The sequence below is a fragment of the Enterobacter sp. PL1 genome, from assembly GCF_945957325.1.
GTDB classification, from domain to species: Bacteria; Pseudomonadota; Gammaproteobacteria; order Enterobacterales; family Enterobacteriaceae; genus Enterobacter; species Enterobacter roggenkampii.
The window spans coordinates 47,661-71,099 of sequence record NZ_CAMFKT010000002.1 but is presented as its reverse complement, the minus strand read 5'-3'; the positions used below and the strand labels follow the sequence as shown (position 1 = coordinate 71,099).

21 protein-coding genes are annotated in these 23,439 nt (G+C 57.3%); 11 read left to right on the top strand and 10 right to left on the bottom strand.

Annotated elements, in window-relative coordinates; genetic code table 11:
• The first annotated feature begins 166 nt into the window (after positions 1–166).
• The gene (hpt, locus tag N6P30_RS02155; RefSeq protein WP_008501948.1) at positions 167–703 is read left to right on the top strand and encodes a hypoxanthine phosphoribosyltransferase; all 537 of its coding nucleotides are present in this window, start codon (positions 167–169) and stop codon (positions 701–703) included.
• A 91-nt stretch (positions 704–794) separates the two neighbouring features.
• On the opposite strand, the gene can is transcribed toward hpt, so the two are convergent.
• Complete coding sequence (gene can / locus N6P30_RS02150; protein ID WP_008501947.1) at positions 795–1,457, bottom strand: carbonate dehydratase; 663 nt, start codon at positions 1,455–1,457, stop codon at positions 795–797.
• Between the two features lie 107 nt (positions 1,458–1,564).
• Here can and N6P30_RS02145 point away from each other — a divergent pair, with 107 nt between their 5' ends.
• The 4 genes from N6P30_RS02145 to N6P30_RS02130 all read left to right on the top strand — a co-directional run bounded on the left by N6P30_RS02145 (position 1,565) and on the right by N6P30_RS02130 (position 5,115).
• A complete protein-coding gene (locus N6P30_RS02145) occupies positions 1,565–2,491 on the top strand; it encodes an ABC transporter ATP-binding protein (RefSeq protein ID WP_008501946.1) in 927 nt (308 codons plus the stop codon).
• On the top strand, positions 2,488–3,258 hold the full coding sequence (locus N6P30_RS02140) for an ABC transporter permease (RefSeq protein WP_008501945.1): 771 nt from the start codon (positions 2,488–2,490) through the stop codon (positions 3,256–3,258). Before N6P30_RS02145 ends, N6P30_RS02140 begins: the two co-directional genes overlap by 4 nt.
• A gap of 104 nt (positions 3,259–3,362) precedes the next feature.
• Positions 3,363–3,803 carry a PTS sugar transporter subunit IIA gene (locus N6P30_RS02135; protein WP_023293250.1) on the top strand — a complete coding sequence of 147 codons (441 nt, stop codon included), beginning with the start codon at positions 3,363–3,365 and terminating at the stop codon, positions 3,801–3,803.
• Between the two features lie 64 nt (positions 3,804–3,867).
• Complete coding sequence (locus N6P30_RS02130) at positions 3,868–5,115, top strand: polysaccharide deacetylase family protein (protein WP_008501943.1); 1,248 nt, start codon at positions 3,868–3,870, stop codon at positions 5,113–5,115.
• Between the two features lie 3 nt (positions 5,116–5,118).
• Here the strand turns inward: N6P30_RS02130 and panD are convergent, their stop codons facing one another.
• From panD to thpR, 9 genes are all read right to left on the bottom strand, one after another.
• Positions 5,119–5,499 carry an aspartate 1-decarboxylase gene (gene panD, locus N6P30_RS02125; RefSeq protein ID WP_003856284.1) on the bottom strand — a complete coding sequence of 127 codons (381 nt, stop codon included), beginning with the start codon at positions 5,497–5,499 and terminating at the stop codon, positions 5,119–5,121.
• A 34-nt stretch (positions 5,500–5,533) separates the two neighbouring features.
• A complete protein-coding gene (panC, locus tag N6P30_RS02120) occupies positions 5,534–6,385 on the bottom strand; it encodes a pantoate--beta-alanine ligase (protein WP_008501942.1) in 852 nt (283 codons plus the stop codon).
• An 11-nt stretch (positions 6,386–6,396) separates the two neighbouring features.
• Complete coding sequence (gene panB / locus N6P30_RS02115) at positions 6,397–7,188, bottom strand: 3-methyl-2-oxobutanoate hydroxymethyltransferase (RefSeq protein WP_023293249.1); 792 nt, start codon at positions 7,186–7,188, stop codon at positions 6,397–6,399.
• A gap of 123 nt (positions 7,189–7,311) precedes the next feature.
• Entirely contained in the window at positions 7,312–7,791 is a 480-nt protein-coding gene (folK, locus tag N6P30_RS02110) for a 2-amino-4-hydroxy-6-hydroxymethyldihydropteridine diphosphokinase (protein ID WP_021240500.1), read from the bottom strand.
• Positions 7,788–9,185: a polynucleotide adenylyltransferase PcnB gene (pcnB, locus tag N6P30_RS02105; RefSeq protein ID WP_072203850.1), complete on the bottom strand. Its 1,398-nt coding sequence runs from the start codon at positions 9,183–9,185 to the stop codon at positions 7,788–7,790. Before pcnB ends, folK begins: the two co-directional genes overlap by 4 nt.
• A gap of 42 nt (positions 9,186–9,227) precedes the next feature.
• On the bottom strand, positions 9,228–10,118 hold the full coding sequence (gene gluQRS, locus N6P30_RS02100) for a tRNA glutamyl-Q(34) synthetase GluQRS (RefSeq protein WP_023293246.1): 891 nt from the start codon (positions 10,116–10,118) through the stop codon (positions 9,228–9,230).
• 59 nt (positions 10,119–10,177) lie between these two features.
• The gene (dksA, locus tag N6P30_RS02095) at positions 10,178–10,633 is read right to left on the bottom strand and encodes an RNA polymerase-binding protein DksA (protein ID WP_001155232.1); all 456 of its coding nucleotides are present in this window, start codon (positions 10,631–10,633) and stop codon (positions 10,178–10,180) included.
• A gap of 176 nt (positions 10,634–10,809) precedes the next feature.
• Complete coding sequence (gene sfsA, locus N6P30_RS02090) at positions 10,810–11,514, bottom strand: DNA/RNA nuclease SfsA (protein ID WP_021240498.1); 705 nt, start codon at positions 11,512–11,514, stop codon at positions 10,810–10,812.
• Positions 11,504–12,058 carry an RNA 2',3'-cyclic phosphodiesterase gene (gene thpR, locus N6P30_RS02085; RefSeq protein WP_023293244.1) on the bottom strand — a complete coding sequence of 185 codons (555 nt, stop codon included), beginning with the start codon at positions 12,056–12,058 and terminating at the stop codon, positions 11,504–11,506. Before thpR ends, sfsA begins: the two co-directional genes overlap by 11 nt.
• A gap of 73 nt (positions 12,059–12,131) precedes the next feature.
• Here thpR and hrpB point away from each other — a divergent pair, with 73 nt between their 5' ends.
• The 6 genes from hrpB to fhuB all read left to right on the top strand — a co-directional run bounded on the left by hrpB (position 12,132) and on the right by fhuB (position 23,387).
• Entirely contained in the window at positions 12,132–14,561 is a 2,430-nt protein-coding gene (gene hrpB / locus N6P30_RS02080) for an ATP-dependent helicase HrpB (RefSeq protein WP_023293243.1), read from the top strand.
• 142 nt (positions 14,562–14,703) lie between these two features.
• Positions 14,704–17,229, top strand: a complete 2,526-nt coding sequence (gene mrcB, locus N6P30_RS02075) for a bifunctional glycosyl transferase/transpeptidase (RefSeq protein ID WP_008501930.1) — start codon at positions 14,704–14,706, stop codon at positions 17,227–17,229.
• Between the two features lie 230 nt (positions 17,230–17,459).
• A complete protein-coding gene (gene fhuA / locus N6P30_RS02070) occupies positions 17,460–19,670 on the top strand; it encodes a ferrichrome porin FhuA (protein ID WP_058673388.1) in 2,211 nt (736 codons plus the stop codon).
• A gap of 50 nt (positions 19,671–19,720) precedes the next feature.
• Entirely contained in the window at positions 19,721–20,518 is a 798-nt protein-coding gene (gene fhuC / locus N6P30_RS02065; RefSeq protein ID WP_008501928.1) for a Fe3+-hydroxamate ABC transporter ATP-binding protein FhuC, read from the top strand.
• Positions 20,518–21,408 (top strand): Fe(3+)-hydroxamate ABC transporter substrate-binding protein FhuD, encoded by an 891-nt coding sequence (fhuD, locus tag N6P30_RS02060; protein WP_023293241.1) that lies wholly within the window; start codon positions 20,518–20,520, stop codon positions 21,406–21,408. The genes fhuC and fhuD overlap by 1 nt, the downstream gene beginning before the upstream one ends.
• Entirely contained in the window at positions 21,405–23,387 is a 1,983-nt protein-coding gene (gene fhuB, locus N6P30_RS02055) for a Fe(3+)-hydroxamate ABC transporter permease FhuB (RefSeq protein ID WP_023293240.1), read from the top strand. Before fhuD ends, fhuB begins: the two co-directional genes overlap by 4 nt.
• Positions 23,388–23,439 lie beyond the last annotated feature (52 nt).

Here is a 23,439-nt window from a genome sequence, read left to right as displayed (position 1 = left end):
CTAATTATAGGTATTAACAAGTGTGATCGGAATCACAATATTTGCTTTTTATAACTCATACGCCAGGGTTATCCATTTGCTGATATAATGGCTGGCTTGCGTATCAGTGCTGGATATTAACGCATCCGTATTGAGAGATTTTCATTAAAATCATTTGGTTAGTAATATGAAACATACTGTTGAAGTGATGATCCCGGAAGCCGAGATCAAAGCGCGTATCGCCGAACTGGGTCGTCAAATCACCGAACATTACAAGGACAGCGGCAGCGAAATGGTGCTGGTCGGTCTGTTGCGCGGCTCTTTCATGTTCATGGCAGACCTGTGCCGTGAGGTGCATGTGCCCCATGAGGTCGATTTTATGACCGCCTCCAGCTACGGCAGCGGCATGTCCACCACCCGTGATGTGAAAATCCTGAAAGATCTGGATGAAGATATTCGTGGCAAAGATGTGTTGATCGTTGAGGACATCATCGACTCCGGCAACACGCTGTCAAAAGTGCGCGAGATCCTGAGCCTGCGTGAGCCAAAATCGCTGGCGATTTGCACCCTGCTGGATAAGCCTGACCGCCGTGAAGTGCAGGTGCCGGTGGAGTTCGTCGGTTTCTCTATCCCGGACGAGTTCGTCGTCGGTTACGGTATTGACTACGCACAGCGTTATCGTCATCTGCCGTATGTTGGGAAAGTGGTATTGCTGGACGAGTAATTGCGGTTTGTTGCCCGGTGGCGCTGCGCTTACCGGGCCTACGAATGGGCACATGTAGGCCGGGTAAGGCGCAGCCGCCACCCGGCTTTGTTTATTTATGGTTTACGTGCTTAAGCTGAAGGTTGGCAATTCCCGAACGGTAACGCTGCTCCAGCGTTTCGCGGTTGGTGGCGGTCACTTCCAGGTTGCGCAGCAGACCATCGTGAATACCGTACGCCCAGCCGTGGATCGAGACCTTCTGCCCGCGCTTCCACGCCGATTGCATGATCGTTGAGTGGCCCAGGTTATACACCTGCTCCATCACGTTGAGTTCGCACAGGGTATCCATGCGGCGCTCCTGCGGCATTTCGCCCAGCAGTGAGCTATGTTTGAACCAGATATCGCGGATGTGGAGCAGCCAGTTATCAATGAGCCCCAGCTCCGTGTTTTCAACCGCCGCCTGCACGCCGCCGCAGCCGTAGTGGCCGCAGATGATGATGTGCTCGACTTGCAGAACGTCAACGGCATACTGAACAACAGAAAGACAGTTGAGATCGGTGTGAATCACCAGGTTGGCAACGTTGCGGTGAACAAACAGTTCGCCGGGCTCGAGGCCGGTCAGGCGCTCCGCCGGTACGCGGCTGTCGGAGCATCCAATCCAGAGAAAGCGTGGGTTTTGCGCCTGCGCGAGTTTTCCAAAAAATCCGGGGTCTTCCTCCACCAGCATTTTTGACCATAGTGCATTGTTGCTGATGAGTGTATCTATGTTGTTCATGGAGGTTAGCGACCTGTAACCGAGTAATTGCGTTGCGCTACTATAGGGTAACCCGACTTTTAATGAAACCACACAACGTGTGTCAGAACTGAAGGTAAGTTAATTTCATGGCAATTGCACTGGAGCTTGAGCAGCTTAAAAAAACCTATCCGGGCGGCGTTCAGGCGCTGCGCGGAATAGATCTTAAAGTAGAGGCCGGTGATTTTTACGCGCTTCTGGGGCCGAACGGGGCGGGGAAATCGACTACCATCGGCATCATTAGCTCGCTGGTGAACAAAACCTCCGGCCGCGTCAGCGTGTTCGGATACGACCTGCAAAAAGATGTGGTCAACGCCAAGCGCCAGCTGGGTCTGGTACCGCAGGAATTCAACTTCAACCCGTTTGAGACGGTGCAGCAGATCGTCGTTAACCAGGCGGGTTATTACGGCGTTGAGCGTAAAGAGGCCCTGGAGCGGAGCGAAAAATACCTCAAGCAGCTCGATCTGTGGGAAAAGCGTAACGAACGCGCCCGGATGTTATCCGGCGGGATGAAGCGCCGCCTGATGATTGCCCGTGCGCTGATGCACGAGCCAAAGCTGCTGATCCTCGATGAGCCGACGGCGGGCGTAGACATTGAGCTGCGCCGCTCCATGTGGGGCTTCCTGAAAGACCTCAATGACAAAGGCACCACCATCATTCTGACTACCCACTACCTGGAAGAGGCGGAAATGCTGTGCCGCAACATCGGCATCATTCAGCACGGCGAGCTGGTGGAAAACACCTCGATGAAGAACCTGCTCTCCAAGCTGAAATCAGAAACCTTTATTCTCGATCTGGCGGCAAAGAGCCCGCTACCGAAGCTTGAAGGGTACCAGTATCGTCTGGTGGATACCTCAACGCTGGAAGTGGAAGTGCTGCGCGAGCAGGGGATTAACAGCGTGTTCTCCCAGCTGAGCGCGCAGGGTATTCAGGTTTTAAGTATGCGTAACAAAGCGAACCGACTGGAAGAGCTGTTTGTCTCTCTGGTGCAGGATAAACAAGGAGACAAGGCATGACGCATCTTTACTGGGTCGCGCTGAAAAGTATCTGGGCGAAAGAGATTAACCGTTTTATGCGCATCTGGGTGCAAACCCTGGTGCCGCCAGTCATCACGATGACGCTCTATTTCATCATCTTCGGTAACCTGATTGGTTCCCGGATTGGTGAGATGCACGGCTTTACCTATATGCAGTTTATCGTGCCTGGCCTGATCATGATGGCGGTGATCACCAACGCCTATGCCAACGTGGCGTCGTCCTTCTTTAGCGCCAAGTTCCAGCGCAATATTGAGGAGCTGCTGGTGGCACCGGTGCCAACGCATGTGATCATTGCCGGTTACGTCGGTGGCGGCGTGGCGCGCGGTCTGTGTGTTGGGATCCTGGTGACGGCCATCTCGCTGTTCTTCGTGCCGTTCCAGGTGCACTCCTGGCTTTTCGTGGCCCTGACCCTGCTCCTGACGGCGATCCTCTTCTCGCTGGCCGGTCTGCTGAACGCCGTGTTTGCCAAAACGTTTGACGACATCAGCCTGATCCCGACCTTCGTGCTGACGCCGCTGACCTATCTCGGCGGGGTGTTCTACTCCCTGACGCTGCTGCCGCCGTTCTGGCAGGCGCTGTCGCACCTGAACCCGATCGTCTACATGATCAGCGGTTTCCGCTTTGGCTTCCTCGGCATCACAGATGTGCCGCTGTTTACCACGGTGGCGGTGCTGGTGGTGTTCATCATCGTCTTCTACCTGCTGTGCTGGTATCTGATCCAGCGCGGACGCGGTCTGCGCAGCTAGCCCTCAGCCCGGCGACATTCTGTCTGCCGGGCACTTTCTTTGACAGTTATCACCGAAAGCTAACCTTCACTCCGCTAAACTACTTGCCTGCTAAGGAGAGAGTTATGCTGGGATGGGTTATCACCTGCCACGATGAACGGGCGCAGGACATGCTGCTGAAGCTGGAAGCCAGGTTTGGTCCGCTGCCACAGTGTTGCGCGGTTAACTACTGGCGCGGCTTGAGTACCAACATGCTTGGCCGGATGATGTGCGATGCCCTTCATGAAACCGACACCGGAGACGGCGTGATTTTCCTTACCGATAAATCCGGCGCGGCGCCGTACCGTGCTGCGGCCCTGATGAGCCATAAGCACGACTGCTGCGAGGTGATCTCCGGTATTAGCTTTCCACTGCTTGAAATGATGTATCCCCATCGCGAGACCTTAACCAGCGCAGCGTTCCGTAACGCTATCGTTTCGCTGGGTACCCCGGGCGTCAGCAGCTTGTGGCATCAACAGCAAAAAAATCCTCCCTTTGTCCTGCTGCATGACCTGTATAAGAATTAAACATTGGTATTGATGTCGCTTTTGCTACAATGGCGTAAGTATTTCCGCTTCGAATAAGACCCTCATGTTCACGCGTATTGTTTTCCTGCTATTGATGTTCGTGTCCGGCACTGTTTCTGCCAGTTTATTAAGTCAGCAAAGACTGCCTGCTCAATATATGCAAACCACCGAAGATGCGGCGATTTGGGCGCAGATCGGCAACAGCGTCATTAACGTTGGCAACGTGCGGGCAGGGCAGATCCTCGCGGTGGTGCCTGCGGCGGCGGACTACTATGAATTTCGCTTCGGATTTGGCACGGGCTTTATCGACAAGGGGCATCTGGAGCCGGTTCAGGGCAAACAGCGCGTCGAGGATGGCCTGGGGGATTTGAACAAACCGCTGAGCAATCAAAACCTGATAACGTGGAAAGACACGCCCGTTTATAACGCCCCGAACAACGGCAGCGCACCCTTCGGCACCTTAAGCGCCAATCTTCGCTATCCGATCCTGAACAAACTTAAAGACCGTTTAAACCAGACCTGGTTTCAGATCCGCATCGGTAATCGTCTGGCGTGGATCAGCAGCCTGGATGCGCAGGAAGATAACGGCCTTCCTGTTCTGACCTACCATCATATTTTGCGCGATGAAGAAAACACGCGCTTTCGACATACGTCCACGACGACCAGCGTACGTGCGTTCAATAACCAGATGGCATGGCTTCGCGATCAGGGCTATACCACCCTGACGATGTACCAGCTGGAAGGGTACGTGCGTAACAAAATGAACCTGCCTGCGAAATCGGTGGTGATAACCTTTGACGATGGCCTGAAATCTGTCAGCCGCTATGCTTATCCTGTGCTGAAAGAGTACGGCTTCAAGGCTACCGCGTTTATTATCTCTTCCCGCATAAAAGGCCATCCGCAGAAGTGGGATCCTAAATCCCTGCAGTTTATGAGCGTGCAGGAGATTAAGGGGATTCAGGATGTGTTCGATATTCAGTCTCATACCCACTTCCTGCACCGCGTGGATGCCAATAAGCATCCGATTTTACTGAGCCGCAGCTATCACGTGATTTTGTTTGATTTTGAACGCTCGCGTCGCGCGCTGGCGCAGTTTAACCCGCGCGTGCTGTATGTCTCTTACCCCTTCGGCGGCTACGACAATAAAGCGATAAAGGCGGCGAATGATGCCGGTTTCCATCTGGCGGTGACGACGGTGAAAGGAAAGGTGAAGCCGGGGGATAATCCGTTCTTACTGAAACGCCTGTACATCTTAAGAACGGATTCGCTGGAGACGATGTCGCGGCTGATCAGCAATCAGCCGCAGGGGTAGTGCTTATGCAACCTGAACCGGAATCGCCTTTGCGGTGCGCTTCATTTCATTGTCGCCTTCGAAGTAGGCGACTTTAGGCTGCCAGCGGCGCGCTTCTTCGTCAGACATCATCACGAAGCTGGCGATGATCACGATATCACCCACGTCCGCGCAGTGCGCGGCTGCGCCGTTAACGGAGATGATTTTGGACCCGCGCTCGGCGGCAATCGCGTAGGTAGAGAAGCGTTTGCCGTTGTTCACGTTCCAGATATCAATCGCTTCGTTTTCGAGGATACCTGCTGCATCAAGGAAATCCTGGTCAATGGCGCAGGAGCCTTCATAGTGCAGGTCGGCCTGCGTGACTTTCACACGGTGAAGCTTACCTTGCAGCATTTTGCGAATCATTACGTTTACCTATCATTATCAGGGGTGAAGGGAACTACGCCAGCTCAACCACTTTATTGTCGATCAGACGCGCCTGACCTAGCCAGGCCGCCACCAGGATGACTGCGCGCTTGCTGTTCTGGGTTAATTCCAGCAGCGTATCAGCATCACGAATTTGTACGTCGTCAGCACGAAGGCCTTTATCGTTAAGCGCCTGCTCGGCAAGGGCGATAATTTCTTCTGCTGTTAACTCTTTTGCCAGCATCTGCTCTGCCATGGTGTTCATGACCTTGCTTAAGCCCGGCGCGATTTTACGCTGTTCGGCAGTCAGGTAGCCATTTCGCGAGCTGAGTGCCAGACCGTCTTTGGCGCGTACAATCGGTACGCCGACAATCTCGATATCGTAACCCATATCCGCAACCATCTTGCGGATCAGCGCCAGCTGCTGGAAATCTTTCTCGCCAAAGCAGGCTACGTCCGGCTGTACCAGGTTGAACAGCTTGCTGACGATGGTGGAAACGCCGCGGAAATGGCCCGGGCGGCTCGCGCCTTCGAGCATGGTGGAAATGCCCGGGACGTCAACGTAGGTTGCCTCTTCGGTACCCTGCGGGTAAACATCCGCCGGTGCAGGTGAGAAAACGATATCCGCGTGGCGTTTTTTGAGCTTCTCGCAATCTTCCTGCAGGGTACGCGGGTAGCGTGCCAGATCGTCTGCGCGGTCAAACTGCATGGGGTTCACGAAGATACTGACCACCACGATATCTGCTCGTGCACGGGCTTCGTCGACGAGCTTCATGTGGCCGTCATGCAGATTGCCCATGGTCGGGACCAGTGCGATACGTTTACCTTCCTGTCGCGCGCGGCGGATATGCTGGCGAAGCAGCGGCAGGGTTTCAATGATTAGCACAACGAGACTCCTTAATGGAAACTGTGTTCTTCACCCGGGTAAACACCGGATTCAACGTCGGCAATATACTGCCTGACCGCAGCGCGCATGTCGCCCGCTTCGGCGAGGAAATTTTTGGCAAATTTCGGGATGTGTCCGCCGGTGATACCGAAGGCGTCGTGCATCACCAGAATCTGACCGTCGGTGACGTTGCCTGCACCAATACCAATCACCGGAATGGACAGCGCGTCGGTGATGCGTTTCGCCAGCTCAACCGGCACGCACTCCAGCACCAGCAGCTGGGCACCTGCGGCTTCCAGCGCCAGGGCATCATCCAGCAGCGTCTGGGCTGCATCGCCACGGCCCTGCACCTTATAGCCGCCAAAGATATTGACGGACTGCGGCGTCAGGCCTAAATGCCCGCACACCGGCACGGCGCGCTCGGTGAGCCTCTTCACCGTATCCACAAGCCAGGCGCCGCCTTCAATTTTGACCATATTGGCACCGGCACGCATCACTGCCGCCGCGTTTTCGAATGCCTGTTCCGGCGTGGCATAGGCCATAAACGGCAGATCGGAAAGCAGCAGGCAGGCTGGGGCGCCACGGCGCACGGCGCGGGTATGGTAAGCGATATCCTCAACCGTTACCGGCAGGGTGGAATCATGTCCTTGTACCGTCATCCCTAACGAGTCCCCGACCAGCATGACGTTGATCCCCTCTTCGGCAAACAGTTTGGCGAAGCTGTAGTCATACGCGGTGATGGTGGCGAAGCGTTTTTTTTCCTGTTTGCATTTCTGCAGTAAGGAGATGGTGGTTGGTTTCATACTGTTTCCTGATAGCCCAAAAGCGAATCTTTGCGCATTCTAACAGTAACATTCGAGGGAACAATGATTTTAGGTAAACGATTAACCATAAATATTTTATGGTTAATCGCCAAAAAAACAGCCTTACCAGCGGGCGGGTTTCTCCGCACCGAGACTGTTGAGAACGGCCTTTAGCGAGAGCCCGTCAGGGAAGGTAAGGGAAGGGGCAACTTCATACAGTGGCCAGAGCATAAACCCGCGATTTTTCATGTCGTAATGCGGTACGGTGAGGCGTTCAGTGTTAATCACCTCATGGCCGAACAGCATAATATCGAGATCAAGCGTGCGCGGCCCCCAGCGTTCGGCTTTGCGTACGCGGCCCTGCTGAAGCTCAATACGCTGGGTATTGTCCAGCAGCGCTTCGGGACCCAGCTCAGTCTCAAGAACCACGGCGGCGTTGAGGTAGTCTGGCTGATCCTGCGGCCCCAGCGGCGGGGTGCGATAGAACGAGGAGACCGCCACGATGCGGCTTTGCGGGATCTCACCCAGCGCCTCTACGGCAGCATTCACCTGCTCCAGCGGTGAGGCTAAATTGCTGCCGATGGCGATATACGCGAGGGTCATGCTGTCCCTTCACGACGCGGCGCGCGTTTGCGCGGGCGACGATGACGGCGACGCGGTTCCGGCTCTTCATCCAGCCCGGTCAGCATATCTTTCTGCTCTGGCGGGGCGGAGACCTGGAATTCAGCCCACCACTGCGCCAGACGCTGCAGCTCCTGGTTGCGTTCAATTTCAGCGCGCAGCGACAGGAGATCGAAGGCGGCACGGAACTTAGGATGCTCCATCAGCTTCCAGGCGCGTTTGCCCTGACGACGGGACATGCGCAGCTGAAGCTGCCAGATGTCGCGCACCAGAGTGGTAATACGTTTCGGAATGGCGAGCGTGCGGCAGCCTTCGTCCAGCACATCGTTGGCGGCCAGCGCGAACGCATCGTAATAGGCGAGCCCGCTCTCCTGGGTAATGCGCTGGGCCGTTTCCAGCAGCGGATACCAGAACATCGCGGCAAACAGGAACGCCGGGTTCACGCGCATGTCGTTGCGAATGCGGGTATCGGTATTCTTCAGCACCTGCGCAATCATCCGCTCCATTGGGCTGTCACCGTTTTCGGTGAAGTAGCGGGTAATGGTCGGGAACAGCGGCTGGAACAGGTTGTATTCGCGCAGAAGATTATAGGTTTCAAAGCCGTGGCCGGCCTGCAGCAGCTTCAGCGCTTCTTCGAACAGGCGAGCAGGCGGCACGTCGTTAATCAGCGTCGCCAGACGCGGGATCGGCTCGGCCGTTTCCGGGCTGATGCGCATATTGAGCTTGGCGGCAAAACGCACGGCGCGCAGCATACGTACGGGATCTTCACGGTAGCGCGTTTCCGGCGTGCCGATCAGGCGGATCAGACCTTCTTTCAGGTCCTGCATGCCGCCGACGTAATCGCGCACGGTGAAATCCGCCACGCTGTAATAGAGGCTGTTGATGGTGAAGTCGCGACGCTGGGCATCTTCTTCGATAGAGCCGAAGATGTTGTCGCGCAGCAGCATACCGTTCTGGCCGCGCTGCGACGTGGTGCGATCGGATGCGCCCGCTTCGTGGTGGCCGCGGAAGGTCGCCACTTCGATAATTTCCGGCCCAAACATCACGTGAGCCAGACGGAAGCGGCGGCCAACGAGACGACAGTTGCGGAATAATTTGCGCACCTGCTCAGGCGTGGCGCTGGTCGTCACGTCGAAATCTTTCGGTTTTTTGCCCAGCAGTAAATCACGCACCCCACCGCCGACGAGATAGGCCTCGTAGCCCGCTTTATTCAGACGATAGAGTACCTTGAGGGCATTTTCACTGATATCTTTGCGGGAAATAGAGTGCTGCTCACGCGGAATAACCGACATGTGTGGCTGTGCAATAGCATCATTCGCCATGCTCTCTTCACGGCTTAGCACTTTACGGCAAAAATTAGCGACTCGGGTAAAAATGGTACACCTCGTAGTGTGTTTTGTTATGAAAAAAGCGGCTAATCATAGCTCAGCGCAACGCATTTGAGAATGCTGGATTTTTGGCACAGCCCTGAGCGTCCAGTTGGCGATGGCCATTTTCAGCAGTTCGTCAATACGCAGATCCTGCCATTCGTTGGTTACATTCTGGTTGAGAAAACGCAGCGCGTCGATCAAAACAGGACGCGGATCGCCGTCTGGCAGGGCCGGGGCGTGGTTCTGCTTTGATAATTTTAAGCCCTGCGTATTCACCGCCAGCGGCAGATGAATGTAGTCCGGTGCCGTCCAGCCAAACTGGTGATACAGCGAGATTTGCCGTACGGTCGGCTCGACCAGATCCGCCCCGCGCACAATTTCCGTCACGCCCTGGAAATGATCGTCCACCACCACGGCCAGGTTGTAGGCGAACAGGCCATCGCGACGGTGAATAATAAAATCCTCACGCGCCAGACGTTCATCGGCATGAATCTCACCGGAGAGTAAATCGTGAAAGCGCGTCACCGGTGAGCGCTGCAGTATTCGCACGGCGGCATTTTCAGGACCGTTGTTCAACGTGCGGCAGTGGCCGTCATAGACGCCGCCTGCGCTCTGGATACGCGCGCGGGTGCAGGTGCAGTTATAGGAAAGCCCCTGAGCGCGAAGCCAGGCCAGACGTTCCCGATACGCCTCGTGACGTGTCGACTGCCACAGAACCTCGTCATCCCAGTGAAGACCGTAATGTTCCAGCTGACGCAGAATCGTCTCTGCTGCACCGGGAACTTCACGCGGAGGGTCAATATCTTCAATGCGGACGAGCCATTTTCCCTGACGGGCGCGAGCCTGCAGGTAGCTGCCGAGCGCGGCAATTAATGAGCCGAAGTGTAATTCACCGGAAGGAGATGGCGCGAAGCGCCCAATATAGTGTGATTCAGACATATCAACAGTAACAAGGCGGGAGAGACTCCCGCCTTTGGAGTGTGTAAACAGCGCTGGTGTTAACCGGCCATCTGTTTTTCGCGGATTTCGGCCAGCGTTTTGCAGTCGATGCACAGATCGGCGGTTGGACGCGCTTCCAGGCGACGAATGCCAATTTCAACACCGCAGGATTCGCAGTAGCCAAAATCTTCGTCTTCGACTTTTTTCAGCGTTTTCTCGATCTTTTTGATCAGTTTGCGTTCGCGGTCACGGTTACGCAGTTCGAGGCTGAACTCTTCTTCCTGAGCGGCACGGTCTACCGGATCCGGGAAGTTAGCAGCTTCATCCTGCATATGAGTAACGGTGCGATCGACTTCATCCCTGAGTTGATTACGCCATGCTTCAAGAATACGCTTGAAGTGCGACAGCTGGGCTTCGTTCATATACTCTTCGCCCGGTTTCTCTTGATACGGCTCCACCCCAGCGATGGCGAGAATACTCAGGGACGATGTTTTACGGTTTTGCCCTTCTTGCATGTTGCTTCTCCTTAACACGCACTATCGATCCCCGTGTTGGGGGAAAAATCAGGTCGCTATAAATAGCAGATGCTTTTCCGTATGGCAATTATCTAAACGTAACACTTGACAAGCCTGTGAGGAAAAGCGTATTTGCGCACGCGGCCAGAACACTTAATAGTCAATCGTCTAATCCCTTATAAGACAATGGGAAGAGAGGATCTCAGAGTCATATTATCGGCAGAAAGTTCCGCTTTATAAGCGAAAACCTCTACCCCCTGCTTTTGTGCCTCATTCAACAATTGCGCGTATTTAGGATCAATATGGCGGGCAGGGGAGAAACGTTCAATGGCTGAATGCAATACCGCAAACAGCAATACGGCGCGTTTGCCCGCCGCCGCAACACTCATTAGCTCTCGCAGATGCTTCTGGCCACGTAGCGTTACCGCATCCGGGAAGTAGCCATTTTCCTGTTCCGCTAACGTCACTGATTTTACTTCAATATAGCACTCCGGCCTGTCTTCCGCCTGTAACATGAAGTCAATTCTGCTGCCTTCATCGCCATATTTCACTTCGCTTTTATGCGTGCCATAACCAACCAGTTCGGGAATAACGCCATGGGTCAGCGCTTCCTTAACTAACTGATTGGCGCGCAGGGTATTAACGCAAATAAATGCCCCGTTTTGGGTTTCGGTCATTTCCCAGGTATGAGCATATTTGCGTTTAGTATTTTCTGATGTGGAATACCAGACCCTGTCACCCGGCGTCGCACAGCCCGTCATGGCACCGGTATTGGGGCAGTGCAGGGTGAGCTGTTCGCCTTCTGGCGTGATCACATCGGCGAGGAAGCGTTTGTAGCGTTGGACAAGCGTAGCGTGCTGCAGGGGAGGACTAAACTTCATCAGAATTCCTTTCGGTGTCGCCCAGCGTCCAGCGCTGTAGCGGCGTATAGCGGGTGCGTCCCTGAATAAAGACGGATTCATAAAGCGCGAATGTGTTGACCTGAAAGGCCCAGTGAAAACCCGGCGGCGGGATGGCAACGGCCTGACCGGCATCGCGCAGCAGGGTGATGTGCGGATGAAACGGCTGTGGGCTTTGATAACAGCCGCTGCGCGCCGCCTGCGCGCGCAGCATGTTCGCCAGCTGTAATAATCCGCGCGGAGGCTGTCGCGTACCCAGCCAGACCACGCGCGAACGCAGCCACTGGCCCGCGTCGTCGAGGTGCAGCGTAAATTCCGGCTGGGCAATACGCCCTGCCATGGCGGCTAGCGCCCGCTGTTTTTCGGCACTGACGTCGCCCAAAAAGGCCAGCGTCAGGTGCAGGTTGGCCGCCGCGACAGGGCGTCCGGCCTCCGGCGGGAAGTGGTCAGCGCGCCAGCGAACAATTTGACGCTGTAAGGGGGTGGGCAATTCAATGGCAAAAAACAGCCGTTTCGACTCAGGCATACGGAGGACTCGGTAATGATATGCGCCGATGCTACAATGTACGCCGACGAATGTTAACCCTCTGGAGCTGTTAGTGTCCTCATTGCCGGTCGCCGTTGTTCTTCCTGACCTTCTCGCTGCCTTACGCTATTCCCCGCAGGTTTTGCTGAATGCCCCGACGGGGGCGGGTAAGTCCACCTGGCTGCCGCTGCAGATTCTGAAAGAGGGGAACATCAGCGGGAAAATTATCCTGCTGGAGCCGCGCAGGCTGGCCGCGCGCAACGTAGCGCAGCGCCTCGCGGAACTGCTAAATGAAAAACCGGGCGAAACGGTAGGGTACAGGATGCGCGCCGAGACCTGCGTGGGTCCGACAACGCGCCTTGAGGTGGTCACCGAGGGCATTCTCACCCGCATGCTGCAAAACGATCCGGAGCTGACCGGCGTCGGGTTGGTGATCCTGGATGAATTTCACGAGCGCAGCCTGCAGGCGGATCTGGCCCTCGCGCTGTTGCTGGACGTTCAGCAGGGACTGCGTGACGATCTCCGGCTGCTGATAATGTCGGCCACGCTGGACAATGCGCGGCTACGGCAGGCGTTACCCGATGCGCCTGTCATCAGCTCTGAAGGGCGGGCGTTTCCAGTTGAACGCCGCTATCAACCGCTTCCCTCCCATCAGCGTTTTGACGAAGCGGTCGCCATTGCCACCGCAGAACTGCTGCGTCAGGAACCCGGCTCGCTGCTGCTGTTTTTGCCGGGCGTCGGGGAGATCCAGCGCGTGCAGGAGCAGCTTTCCTCTCGCGTAGGCGGTGATGTACTGCTCTGCCCGCTCTACGGCGCGCTGTCGCTGCAGGAGCAGCGTAAAGCTATCCTTCCTGCCCCGGTTGGACAGCGCAAGGTGGTACTGGCAACCAATATTGCTGAAACCAGTTTGACCATCGAAGGTATTCGCCTGGTGGTCGATAGCGCGCAGGAGAGGGTGGCAAGCTTTGACCCGCGCACCGGGCTGACTAAACTCCTGACGCAGCGCATCAGCCAGGCATCAATGGTGCAGCGCGCGGGCCGCGCGGGGCGACTTGAGCCGGGTATCTGCCTGCATTTGACCAGCGCAGAGCAGGCGGAACGCGCGGCGCAGCAAAGCACACCGGAAATTTTACAAAGCGATTTGTCTGGCCTGGTGATGGATCTGCTGCAGTGGGGCTGCCCGGATCCTGGACAGCTTACCTGGCTTGATTCCCCGCCAGCCGTGAACCTCACCGCTGCGCGCAACCTGTTGACCCAGCTTGGTGCGCTGGAAGGCGAACGTCTGACGGTACGCGGCCAGAAAATGGCGGCACTGGGCAACGATCCGCGTCTGGCCGCGATGCTGGTGGCCGCGCAGGGGGAAGATGAGATTGCCACAGCGGCCAAACTGGCGGCTATCCTTGAGGAGCCGCCGCGCGGAGGCAGTAGCGATCTGGGGCAGGCGTTTTCGCGCAATCAGGGGAACTGGCAGCAGCGGGCGCAGCAGCTCTGTAAGCGGCTTAACAGCCGCGGCGGCGTGCCAGACAGTGAGAGCATCTCCCGGCTGTTAGCGCAGGCGTTTCCGGACCGGATTGCGCGTCGGCGCGGGCTGGACGGTCGCTACCAGCTGGCAAACGGTATGGGGGCGATGCTGGACAGCGATGATGCCCTGACGCGTCATGAGTGGCTGATTGCGCCGCTCCTGCTGCAGGGGAGCAACTCCCCGGATGCGCGTATCCTGCAGGCGATTGCCGTCGATATTGACGCCCTGACCCGTACCTGTCCGCATCTGCTCCAGCAATCGGACATCGTCGAGTGGGATGACGCCCAGGGCACGCTGAAGGCGTTTCGTCGTAGCCAGATTGGCAAACTGACACTCGGAACGAAGCCGCTGGCGAAGCCGTCGGAAGACGAGCTCCATCAGGCTATGCTGAACGGCATTCGGGAAAAAGGGCTGAGCGTGCTGAACTGGACGCCGGAGGCTGAGCAGTACCGCATTCGCCTGCACTGCGCCGCTCGCTGGTTGCCGGAGTACGCCTGGCCAGCGGTGGATGACGAAACGTTACTCGCGTCGCTGGAGACCTGGCTACTGCCGCAGATGAGTGGCGTACACTCCCTGCGGGCGCTGAAAGCGCTTGATGTTAAGGTCGCGTTACAGAATTTACTGGACTGGTCATTGCGTCAACGTCTGGATAGTGAACTGCCAGGGCATTACACTGTGCCGACCGGAAGCCGGATTGCCATCCGTTATCATGAGGATAATCCGCCGGCGCTGGCGGTTCGAATGCAGGAGATGTTTGGTGAGGCAACTACGCCGTCTATCGCTGAAGGGCGCGTGCCGTTGGTGCTTGAACTGCTGTCGCCTGCGCATCGACCCTTGCAGATCACTCGCGATCTGGGGGCGTTCTGGGCGGGGAGCTACCGTGACGTGCAGAAAGAGATGAAAGGGCGGTACCCCAAACACGTCTGGCCGGACGATCCGGCGAATACGGCGCCGACGAAGCGGACGAAGAAGTATTCCTGATAGGGATGTGCGGCCTGATGCCCTCACCCCGGCCCTCTCCCACAGGGAGAGGGAGAACTAATTTTGAGAGATTTCTTCTTTCACAGACCGGTGGAAGAAAAGAGAATCGGGCCTTTGCGCCTGAAAGTTGCGGAGAAAAAGCATGGCGGGGAATGACCGCGAGCCAATAGGACGTAAGGGAAGACCAACGCGTCCGGCGAAAGAAAAGGTAAGCCGTCGTCGCCTCAGAGATGAGGACTATGACGATGACTATGAAGACGATGATGAGGATGAAGAACCGATGCCGCGTAAAGGGAAAGGCAAAGGGCGCAAGCCTCGGGGCAAACGCGGCTGGTTCTGGCTGCTGCTGAAGCTCTTTATTGTTTTTGTTGTGCTGATGGCAATTTACGGCGTCTATCTGGATCAGAAGATCCGCAGCCGTATCGACGGTAAAGTCTGGCAGTTACCTGCGGCAGTGTATGGCCGCATGGTGAACCTTGAGCCAGATATGTCCATCACGAAAAACGAAATGGTAAAACTGCTGGAAGCCACCCAGTATCGTCAGGTGTCAAAAATGACGCGCCCTGGCGAATTTACCGTGCAGGCCAACAGCATTGAGATGATCCGCCGTCCGTTTGATTTCCCGGACAGCAAAGAGGGTCAGGTGCGCGCGCGTCTGACCTTTGACGGCGATCGTCTGGATACCATCGAGAACATGGATAACAACCGTCAGTTCGGTTTCTTCCGTCTCGATCCCCGCCTGATCACCATGCTCTCGTCGGCGAACGGCGAACAGCGTCTGTTCGTGGCGCGTAACGGCTTCCCGGATCTGCTGGTTGATACCCTGCTGGCAACCGAAGACCGCCACTTCTACGAGCATGACGGCATCAGCCTCTACTCGATTGGCCGTGCGGTCCTGGCTAACCTGACCGCGGGCCGTACCGTGCAGGGGGCAAGTACGCTGACCCAGCAGCTGGTGAAGAACCTGTTCCTCTCCAGCGAGCGCTCTTACTGGCGTAAAGCGAACGAAGCGTATATGGCCGTGCTGATGGATGCGCGCTACAGCAAGGATCGTATCCTTGAGCTGTATATGAACGAGGTGTACCTCGGTCAGAGCGGCGACAACGAAATCCGCGGCTTCCCGCTGGCGAGCCTGTACTACTTTGGTCGTCCGGTCGAAGAGCTGAGTCTGGACCAGCAGGCGCTGCTGGTGGGCATGGTGAAAGGGGCATCCATTTATAACCCGTGGCGTAACCCGAAACTGGCGCTGGAGCGTCGTAACCTCGTTCTGCGTCTGCTGCAACAGCAGCAGGTGATTGACCAGGAGCTGTACGACATGCTGAGCGCACGTCCGCTCGGCGTGCAGCCGCGCGGTGGGGTGATCTCGCCTCAGCCTGCGTTTATGCAGCTGGTGCGTCAGGAGCTGCAGAGCAAGCTTGGCGATAAGGTGAAAGATCTCTCCGGCGTGAAGATCTTTACGACCTTTGACTCCGTGGCGCAGGATGCGGCAGAAAAAGCGGCGGTGGAAGGCATTCCGGCGCTGAAGAAACAGCGTAAGCTCTCCGATCTTGAAACCGCGATGGTGGTGGTTGACCGTAACTCCGGCGAAGTTCGTGCGATGGTGGGCGGTGCCGAGCCGCAGTTTGCTGGCTATAACCGTGCCATGCAGGCGCGTCGCTCGATCGGCTCTCTGGCAAAACCGGCGACCTATCTCACTGCCTTGAGTCAGCCAAACCAGTATCGTCTGAATACCTGGATTGCGGATGCGCCGATCTCCCTGCGCCAGCCTAACGGCCAGGTGTGGTCACCGCAGAACGACGACAAGCAGTTTAGCGGTCAGGTGATGCTGGTGGATGCGTTGACGCGCTCCATGAACGTGCCGACGGTGAACCTGGGCATGTCGCTGGGTCTGCCAGCGATTGTCGATACCTGGCAGAAGCTGGGCGTGGCGAAAGATCAGCTGCACCCGGTACCGGCGATGATCCTGGGGGCGCTCAACCTGACGCCGATCGAAGTGGCGCAGGCGTTCCAGACGATCGCCAGCGGCGGTAACCGCGCGCCGCTCTCCGCCCTGCGTTCGGTGATTGCCGAAGATGGCTCCGTGCTGTATCAGAGCTTCCCGCAGGCGGAACGTGCCGTTCCTGCGCAGGCAGCCTATATGACGCTGTGGACGATGCAGCAGGTGGTGCAGCGCGGTACCGGCCGTCAGCTGGGAGCGAAGTATCCGGGCCTGCATCTGGCGGGTAAAACCGGGACCACCAACAACAACGTTGACACCTGGTTTGCCGGTATTGATGGTCGTGAAGTGGTGATCACCTGGGTAGGCCGCGACAACAACCAGCCGACGAAACTGTACGGCGCTAGCGGGGCGATGTCGATTTACCAGCGTTATCTGGCGAATCAGTCCCCGGTGCCGCTGAACCTGGTTGCGCCGGAAGATATCGTCGATATGGGCGTGGACAGTTCCGGTAACTTCGTCTGCGGCGGCGGAATGCGTACTCTGCCGGTCTGGACAACCAACCCGGATTCCCTGTGCCAGCAAAGCCAGCCAGAACAGCCAACGGGTAACCCGTTTGAGCAGTCTTCTCAGCCACAGCAGCCGCAGCAGCAACAGCCGCAGCAGCAGAACGAGAAGAAAGACAGCGATGGTGTCGCAGGCTGGATTAAAGATATGTTCGGCGGTAACTAACCGCGTGAGGTCCCCCCGCAAGGGGGGATTTTTTTACCCATTCCCCCCTTTTTTTAACCCTCTTTTTAATATTGATTAACCCTTCGTTCTCTCCTGGTTATTTCTTAAACCCTTAATTCTCGTAGGGCCGCTTACTGCTTGCTATGCAGTCAGCGTTTCGCCTATTATGCTGCGGTCATAATAATAATTCTCGTTTACGTTATCATTCACTTTTCCATCAGAGATACACCATGGCGCTTTCCAATACTGCTCAGCCAATCAATACGTCGCTGCGTAAAATCGCGGTCGTCGTCGCCACAGCGGTTGCCGGCATGTCGGCTTATGCACATGCTGCCGAAACCCCGAAAAAAGAAGAAACCATTACGGTAACCGCAGCACCTGCGGCACAGGAAAGTGCCTGGGGACCGGCACCCACGATTGCGGCTAAACGCACCGCCACCGCGACCAAGACCGATACCCCGATTGAGAAAACCCCGCAGTCTATTTCTGTCGTCACCCGTGAAGAGATGGACATGAAGCAGCCGGGGACGGTTAAACAGGCGCTGGCCTATACGCCGAGCGTGTTCGCAACACGCGGGGCGTCTACAACGTATGACGTTGTTTCTATTCGTGGGTTCACCACCTCCAGCACCGTGAATACTAACCAGTATCTGGACGGGATGAAGCTGCAGGGAGATAACTATTCTGAAGCGTCTATGGATCCGTATTTCCTTGAGCGCGTCGAGCTGCTGCGTGGCCCAACGTCCGTTCTGTACGGTAAAAGCCACCCGGGCGGCGTGGTCAGCATGGTCAGCAAGCGCCCAACCACCGAGCCACTGAAAGAAATTCAGTTCAAAATGGGTACCGATAACCTGTGGCAGACCGGGTTTGATTTCAGCGATGCGATTGATGATGACGGCGTGTGGTCATACCGTCTGACCGGACTGGGGCGCAGCGAAAATGCGCAGCAGGAGATGGTGAAATCTTCCCGCTACGCCATTGCACCTGCTTTCAGCTGGCGTCCTGACGATAAAACCGATTTTACTTTCCTGAGCAACTTCCAGAGCGATCCGGATGCAGGCTATTACGGCTGGCTGCCGCGGGAAGGTACCGTTGTGCCTTACTACGATGCCAACGGCAAAGCACACAAGCTGCCGACCGATTTCAACGAAGGTGAAGAAGATAACAAGATCTCCCGTCGTCAGAAAATGGTGGGTTACAGCTTCTCGCATCAGTTTGATGACACCTTTACCGTGCGTCAAAACCTGCGCTACACCAAAATCAATACGCTTTACCGTTCCGTCTACGGTAACGGCTATATTGCACCGGCTCAGATCAGCCGCGCGTATGTGCGCTCCGATGAGGACCTCAACTCGTTTACCGTTGATACTCAGCTTCAGTCCAAATTCGCGACGGGTGCAGTGGATCATACCCTGTTGACGGGCGTTGATTACCTCCGCATGCGTAATGATATTGATGCTGACTACGGCACGGCCGATCCCATCAGTATGACGAAGCCTGCGTACGGCAATCCAAATGTCGACGTTTACTACCTTTACAAAGTGCTCAACCGTCAGGAACAAACCGGCCTTTATGCGCAGGATCAGGCTGAATGGGATAAGTGGGTACTCACAATGGGTGGCCGCTATGACTTTGCGAAAACCTCAGCACTGACGCGTACAACCGGTACTACCGCGGAAATCAACGATCAGGCATTCACGTGGCGCGGCGGGATTAACTACCTGTTCGACAACGGCATCACGCCTTATTTCAGCTATAGCGAATCGTTCGAACCGATTTCGGGTACCACTCAGGGCGGCAAACCGTTCGATCCTGCACGCGGCAAGCAGTATGAAGCGGGCGTGAAGTACGTACCGAGAGATCTGCCTGTTGTGGTCACGGCTGCTGTTTATCAGTTAACCAAAAACAACAACCTGACGGCCGATCCGGCGAACCCAACCAGCGGCTTTAGCGTGCAGGGCGGTGAAATTCGCTCTCGCGGTTTCGAACTGGAAGCGAAAGCTGCCGTCTCTGCCAACGTGAACGTGACGGCTTCCTATAGCTTCACTGATGCCAAATACACGCACGATACCTGGTATGAAGGCCGTCGTCCGGCGGAAGTGCCGCGCAATATGGCGTCTCTGTGGGCAGATTACACCTTCCACGAGACGGCGTTGAGCGGTCTGACGGTAGGGGCTGGCACCCGTTACATCGGTAACACCGTGTCCTATTACTCTGCTTCGTCGCCAAAAGCCTACCAGTCGTTCAACGTCGCGGGCTATGCCCTGGCGGATGCCACCGTGAAATACGACCTGGCGCGCTTTGGACTTCCCGGCTCTTCTGTCGGCGTCAACGTGAACAACATCTTCGATCGCGAATACGTCTCCAGCTGCTACAGCGAATATGCATGCTACTGGGGAGCAGGACGTCAGGTTGTTGCTACCGCGACCTTCCGCTTCTAATCTCTCTTCGGGCACGGTTCGCCGTGCCCTTTTTATTTAAGTTGGCTGATATGCAGGATAATCAAACGCAACCCGACACCACCTTTACGCTCAACCATCTCTCCTTTCGCGTACCCGGGCGCACCTTGCTGCATCCGCTCTCTTTGACGTTTCCCGCAGGTAAAGTCACTGGCCTGATTGGTCACAACGGTTCCGGTAAGTCCACGCTGCTCAAGATGCTGGGACGCCATCAGCCGCCGTCAGAAGGCGACATCCTGCTGGATGACCAACCGCTGGAGAGCTGGAGCAGTAAAGCCTTTGCCCGCAAAGTGGCGTATCTGCCGCAGCAGCTGCCGCAGGCGGAGGGGATGACGGTGCGAGAGCTGGTGGCGATTGGGCGTTATCCGTGGCATGGCGCGCTTGGACGCTTTGGCGTGGCCGACAGAGAGAAAGTGGAAGAGGCGATTGCGCTGGTCGGGCTTAAGCCGCTGGCGCACCGTCTGGTGGATAGCCTGTCCGGCGGTGAACGCCAGCGCGCGTGGATTGCAATGCTGGTGGCCCAGGACAGCCGCTGCCTGCTCCTCGACGAACCCACCTCCGCACTTGATATCGCCCATCAGGTCGATGTTCTGGCGCTGGTGCACCGCTTAAGCCAGCAGCGCGGTCTGACGGTGATTGCGGTGCTGCATGATATCAACATGGCGGCACGCTACTGCGATTACCTTGTTGCGCTGCGCGGCGGCGAAATGATTGCGCAGGGAACGCCGTCCGAGCTGATGCGCAGCGAAACGCTGGAACAGATTTATGGTATTCCGATGGGTATTCTGCCTCACCCGGCCGGGGCTGCACCGGTGAGCTTCGTGTACTGATGCTGGACAACATGCGCATTAGCCGCCGTCGCCTGCTGACGGCGATGGCCCTCTCACCGCTGCTGTTAAAAATGAATACGGCGCGTGCCGCCGCCGTCGATCCGCACCGCATAGTGGCGCTGGAGTGGTTGCCGGTCGAGCTGATGATGGCGCTCGGCGTTACGCCCTACGGCGTCGCGGACATTCCCAACTATAACCTCTGGGTGAACGAGCCGAAGCTGCCGGACTCGGTGATCGACGTTGGCCTGCGTACGGAGCCAAACCTCGAGCTGCTCACCCAGATGAAACCCTCGTTCCTGTTCTGGTCCGCGGGCTACGGTCCGTCAGAAGAGGTGATGGCGCGCATTGCGCCCGGGCGCGGATTCGCTTTCAGCGACGGTAAAAAACCGCTGGCCGTAGCGAAAAATTCGATTGGCGAGATGGCGCATTTCCTTAACCGGGAAGCGGAGGCCAAACGGCATCTCGACGAATTTGATGCCCTGATCGACTCCCTGAAGCCGCGTTTTGCTCACCGGGGCGATCGTCCGCTGCTGATGGTGACGCTGCTGGATGCCCGCCATATGCTGGTCTTTGGTAAAAACTGCCTGTTCCAGGAGGTGCTGGACAGCTTCGGCATTCGCAACGCCTGGGAAGGGGAGATGACGTTCTGGGGCAGTACCGCTGTGGGTATCGATCGCCTCGCGGCGTTTCGCGATGTGGATGTGCTGTGCTTCGATCACGGCAACGAGCGCGACATGCAAACCCTGATGGCGACCCCGCTCTGGCAGGCGATGCCGTTTGTGCGCGAGCGGCGCTTCCAGCGCGCTCCGGCGGTCTGGTTCTACGGCGCGACGCTGTCGGCGATGCATTTTGCCCGCGTGCTGGATAACGCCCTGGGAGGTAAAGCATGAGTACGCGTATTGCCCGTTTCCCGGCGCTTCTGCTGATGCTGATTTTTCTTGCCGCGCTGGCGTTAACCGGGTTCAACCTCTCTGCCGCGTTACCGCGCGCGCAATGGGGAGCCGCGCTGGCCTCGCCGGATATCGACAATATTCAGCAGATGCTGTTCCACTACAGCCTGCTGCCGCGTCTGGCAATTTCTCTTTTAGTCGGTGCCGGTTTAGGACTGGTAGGCGTGCTGTTCCAGCAGGTGTTACGTAACCCGCTGGCGGAGCCAACCACGCTCGGCGTCGCGACCGGCGCACAGCTTGGGATCACTATCACCACGCTGTGGGCGCTGCCGGGAGCGTTAACCTCGCAGTTTGCGGCACTCGCGGGGGCGTGCGTGGTGGGCGCGCTGGTCTTTGGCGTGGCCTGGGGTAAACGCCTTTCTCCGGTAACGCTTATCCTGGCCGGGCTGGTGGTGAGCCTCTACTGTGGCGCCATTAACCAGCTGCTGGTGCTTTTCCACCACGATCGGCTGCAAAGCATGTTCCTGTGGAGTACCGGTACGCTCACCCAAACCGACTGGAGCGTTGTGCTGCGCCTGTGGCCGCAGCTGGCTGGCGGTGTCGTGCTGACGCTGCTGCTCCTGCGTCCCCTGACGCTGATGGGACTGGATGATGGCGTGGCGCGTAACCTGGGGCTGGCGCTGTCGCTGGCTCGACTGGCGGCGCTGACGCTGGCGATTGTATTGAGCGCCCTGCTGGTGAATGCGGTTGGCATCATCGGGTTTATCGGCCTGTTTGCGCCGCTGCTGGCGAAAATGCTTGGGGCGCGTCGTTTGCTGGCGCGTCTGCTGCTGGCCTCGCTGATTGGGGCGCTGATCCTCTGGCTTTCCGATCAGCTTATTCTCTGGCTGGCGCGGGTGTGGCGGGAAGTCTCTACCGGCTCGGTCACGGCGCTTATCGGTGCGCCGCTGCTGCTTTGGCTGCTGCCGCGTCTGCGCAGCATGAGCGCGCCGGCGATGGATGCGGGCGATAAAGTCCATGCTGAACGTCAGTCGGTACTGTGGTTTAGCCTTGCCGGGCTGGCGGTGCTGGTTATCGCCTCGTTCGCGGCGCTCTCATTCGGTCGCGATGCCGCGGGCTGGCACTGGGCAACGGGCAATTTACTCAACGATCTGCTGCAGTGGCGCTGGCCGCGTATCTTTGCTGCGCTGATCGCAGGGGTAATGCTGGCGGTGGCGGGGTGCATTATTCAGCGTCTGACCGGCAACCCGATGGCGAGCCCGGAAGTGCTTGGGATCAGCTCTGGCGCCGCCTTTGGCGTGGTGCTGATGCTGTTCTTTGTGCCGGGCAATGCGTTTGGCTGGCTGATGCCTGCCGGCAGTCTCGGTGCGGCCGTTACGCTGCTGATTATCCTGATTGCCGCTGGTCGCGGCGGGTTTTCACCGCACCGTATGCTGCTGGCCGGGATGGCGCTCAGCACCGCGTTCACCATGCTGCTGATGATGCTGCAGGCAAGCGGCGATCCGCGTATGGCGAAGATCCTGACCTGGATATCCGGCTCAACGTACGGCGCGACCGGCAGCCAGGCGATCGGGTCCGGGATCGTGATGGTCGTGCTGCTGGCGATGGTGCCGCTGTGCCGACGCTGGCTGACTATTCTGCCGCTCGGCGGTGAAACCGCACGTGCGGTGGGAATGGCGCTGACGCCAGCACGTGTAGCGCTGCTGCTGCTCGCCGCGTGCCTGACGGCGACGGCCACCATGACGATTGGCCCGCTGAGTTTTGTGGGGTTAATGGCGCCGCATATCGCCAGAATGATGGGGTTCCGCCGGACGATGCCGCATATTGTCATGTCGGCCCTCACGGGCGGCGTGATGCTGGTGTTTGCAGACTGGTGCGGAAGAATGGTGCTGTTCCCGTATCAGATCCCGGCGGGGCTGCTGTCGACCTTTATTGGTGCGCCGTATTTTATTTATCTGTTGAGAAAGCAGAGTCGGTAATCAGATGCGGCCTTATTCCCTCTCCCACGGGGAGAGGGAGAACACCGTAGGC

Coding starts and splice junctions, on each gene's coding strand:
- hpt (WP_008501948.1), top strand. CDS start 167: ATGAAACATACTGTTGAAGTGATGATCCCGGAAGCCGAGATCAAAGCG.
- can (WP_008501947.1), bottom strand. CDS start 1,457: ATGAACAACATAGATACACTCATCAGCAACAATGCACTATGGTCAAAA.
- N6P30_RS02145 (WP_008501946.1), top strand. CDS start 1,565: ATGGCAATTGCACTGGAGCTTGAGCAGCTTAAAAAAACCTATCCGGGC.
- N6P30_RS02140 (WP_008501945.1), top strand. CDS start 2,488: ATGACGCATCTTTACTGGGTCGCGCTGAAAAGTATCTGGGCGAAAGAG.
- N6P30_RS02135 (WP_023293250.1), top strand. CDS start 3,363: ATGCTGGGATGGGTTATCACCTGCCACGATGAACGGGCGCAGGACATG.
- N6P30_RS02130 (WP_008501943.1), top strand. CDS start 3,868: ATGTTCACGCGTATTGTTTTCCTGCTATTGATGTTCGTGTCCGGCACT.
- panD (WP_003856284.1), bottom strand. CDS start 5,499: ATGATTCGCAAAATGCTGCAAGGTAAGCTTCACCGTGTGAAAGTCACG.
- panB (WP_023293249.1), bottom strand. CDS start 7,188: ATGAAACCAACCACCATCTCCTTACTGCAGAAATGCAAACAGGAAAAA.
- folK (WP_021240500.1), bottom strand. CDS start 7,791: ATGACCCTCGCGTATATCGCCATCGGCAGCAATTTAGCCTCACCGCTG.
- gluQRS (WP_023293246.1), bottom strand. CDS start 10,118: ATGTCTGAATCACACTATATTGGGCGCTTCGCGCCATCTCCTTCCGGT.
- dksA (WP_001155232.1), bottom strand. CDS start 10,633: ATGCAAGAAGGGCAAAACCGTAAAACATCGTCCCTGAGTATTCTCGCC.
- sfsA (WP_021240498.1), bottom strand. CDS start 11,514: ATGAAGTTTAGTCCTCCCCTGCAGCACGCTACGCTTGTCCAACGCTAC.
- thpR (WP_023293244.1), bottom strand. CDS start 12,058: ATGCCTGAGTCGAAACGGCTGTTTTTTGCCATTGAATTGCCCACCCCC.
- mrcB (WP_008501930.1), top strand. CDS start 14,704: ATGGCGGGGAATGACCGCGAGCCAATAGGACGTAAGGGAAGACCAACG.
- fhuA (WP_058673388.1), top strand. CDS start 17,460: ATGGCGCTTTCCAATACTGCTCAGCCAATCAATACGTCGCTGCGTAAA.
- fhuC (WP_008501928.1), top strand. CDS start 19,721: ATGCAGGATAATCAAACGCAACCCGACACCACCTTTACGCTCAACCAT.
- fhuD (WP_023293241.1), top strand. CDS start 20,518: ATGCTGGACAACATGCGCATTAGCCGCCGTCGCCTGCTGACGGCGATG.
- fhuB (WP_023293240.1), top strand. CDS start 21,405: ATGAGTACGCGTATTGCCCGTTTCCCGGCGCTTCTGCTGATGCTGATT.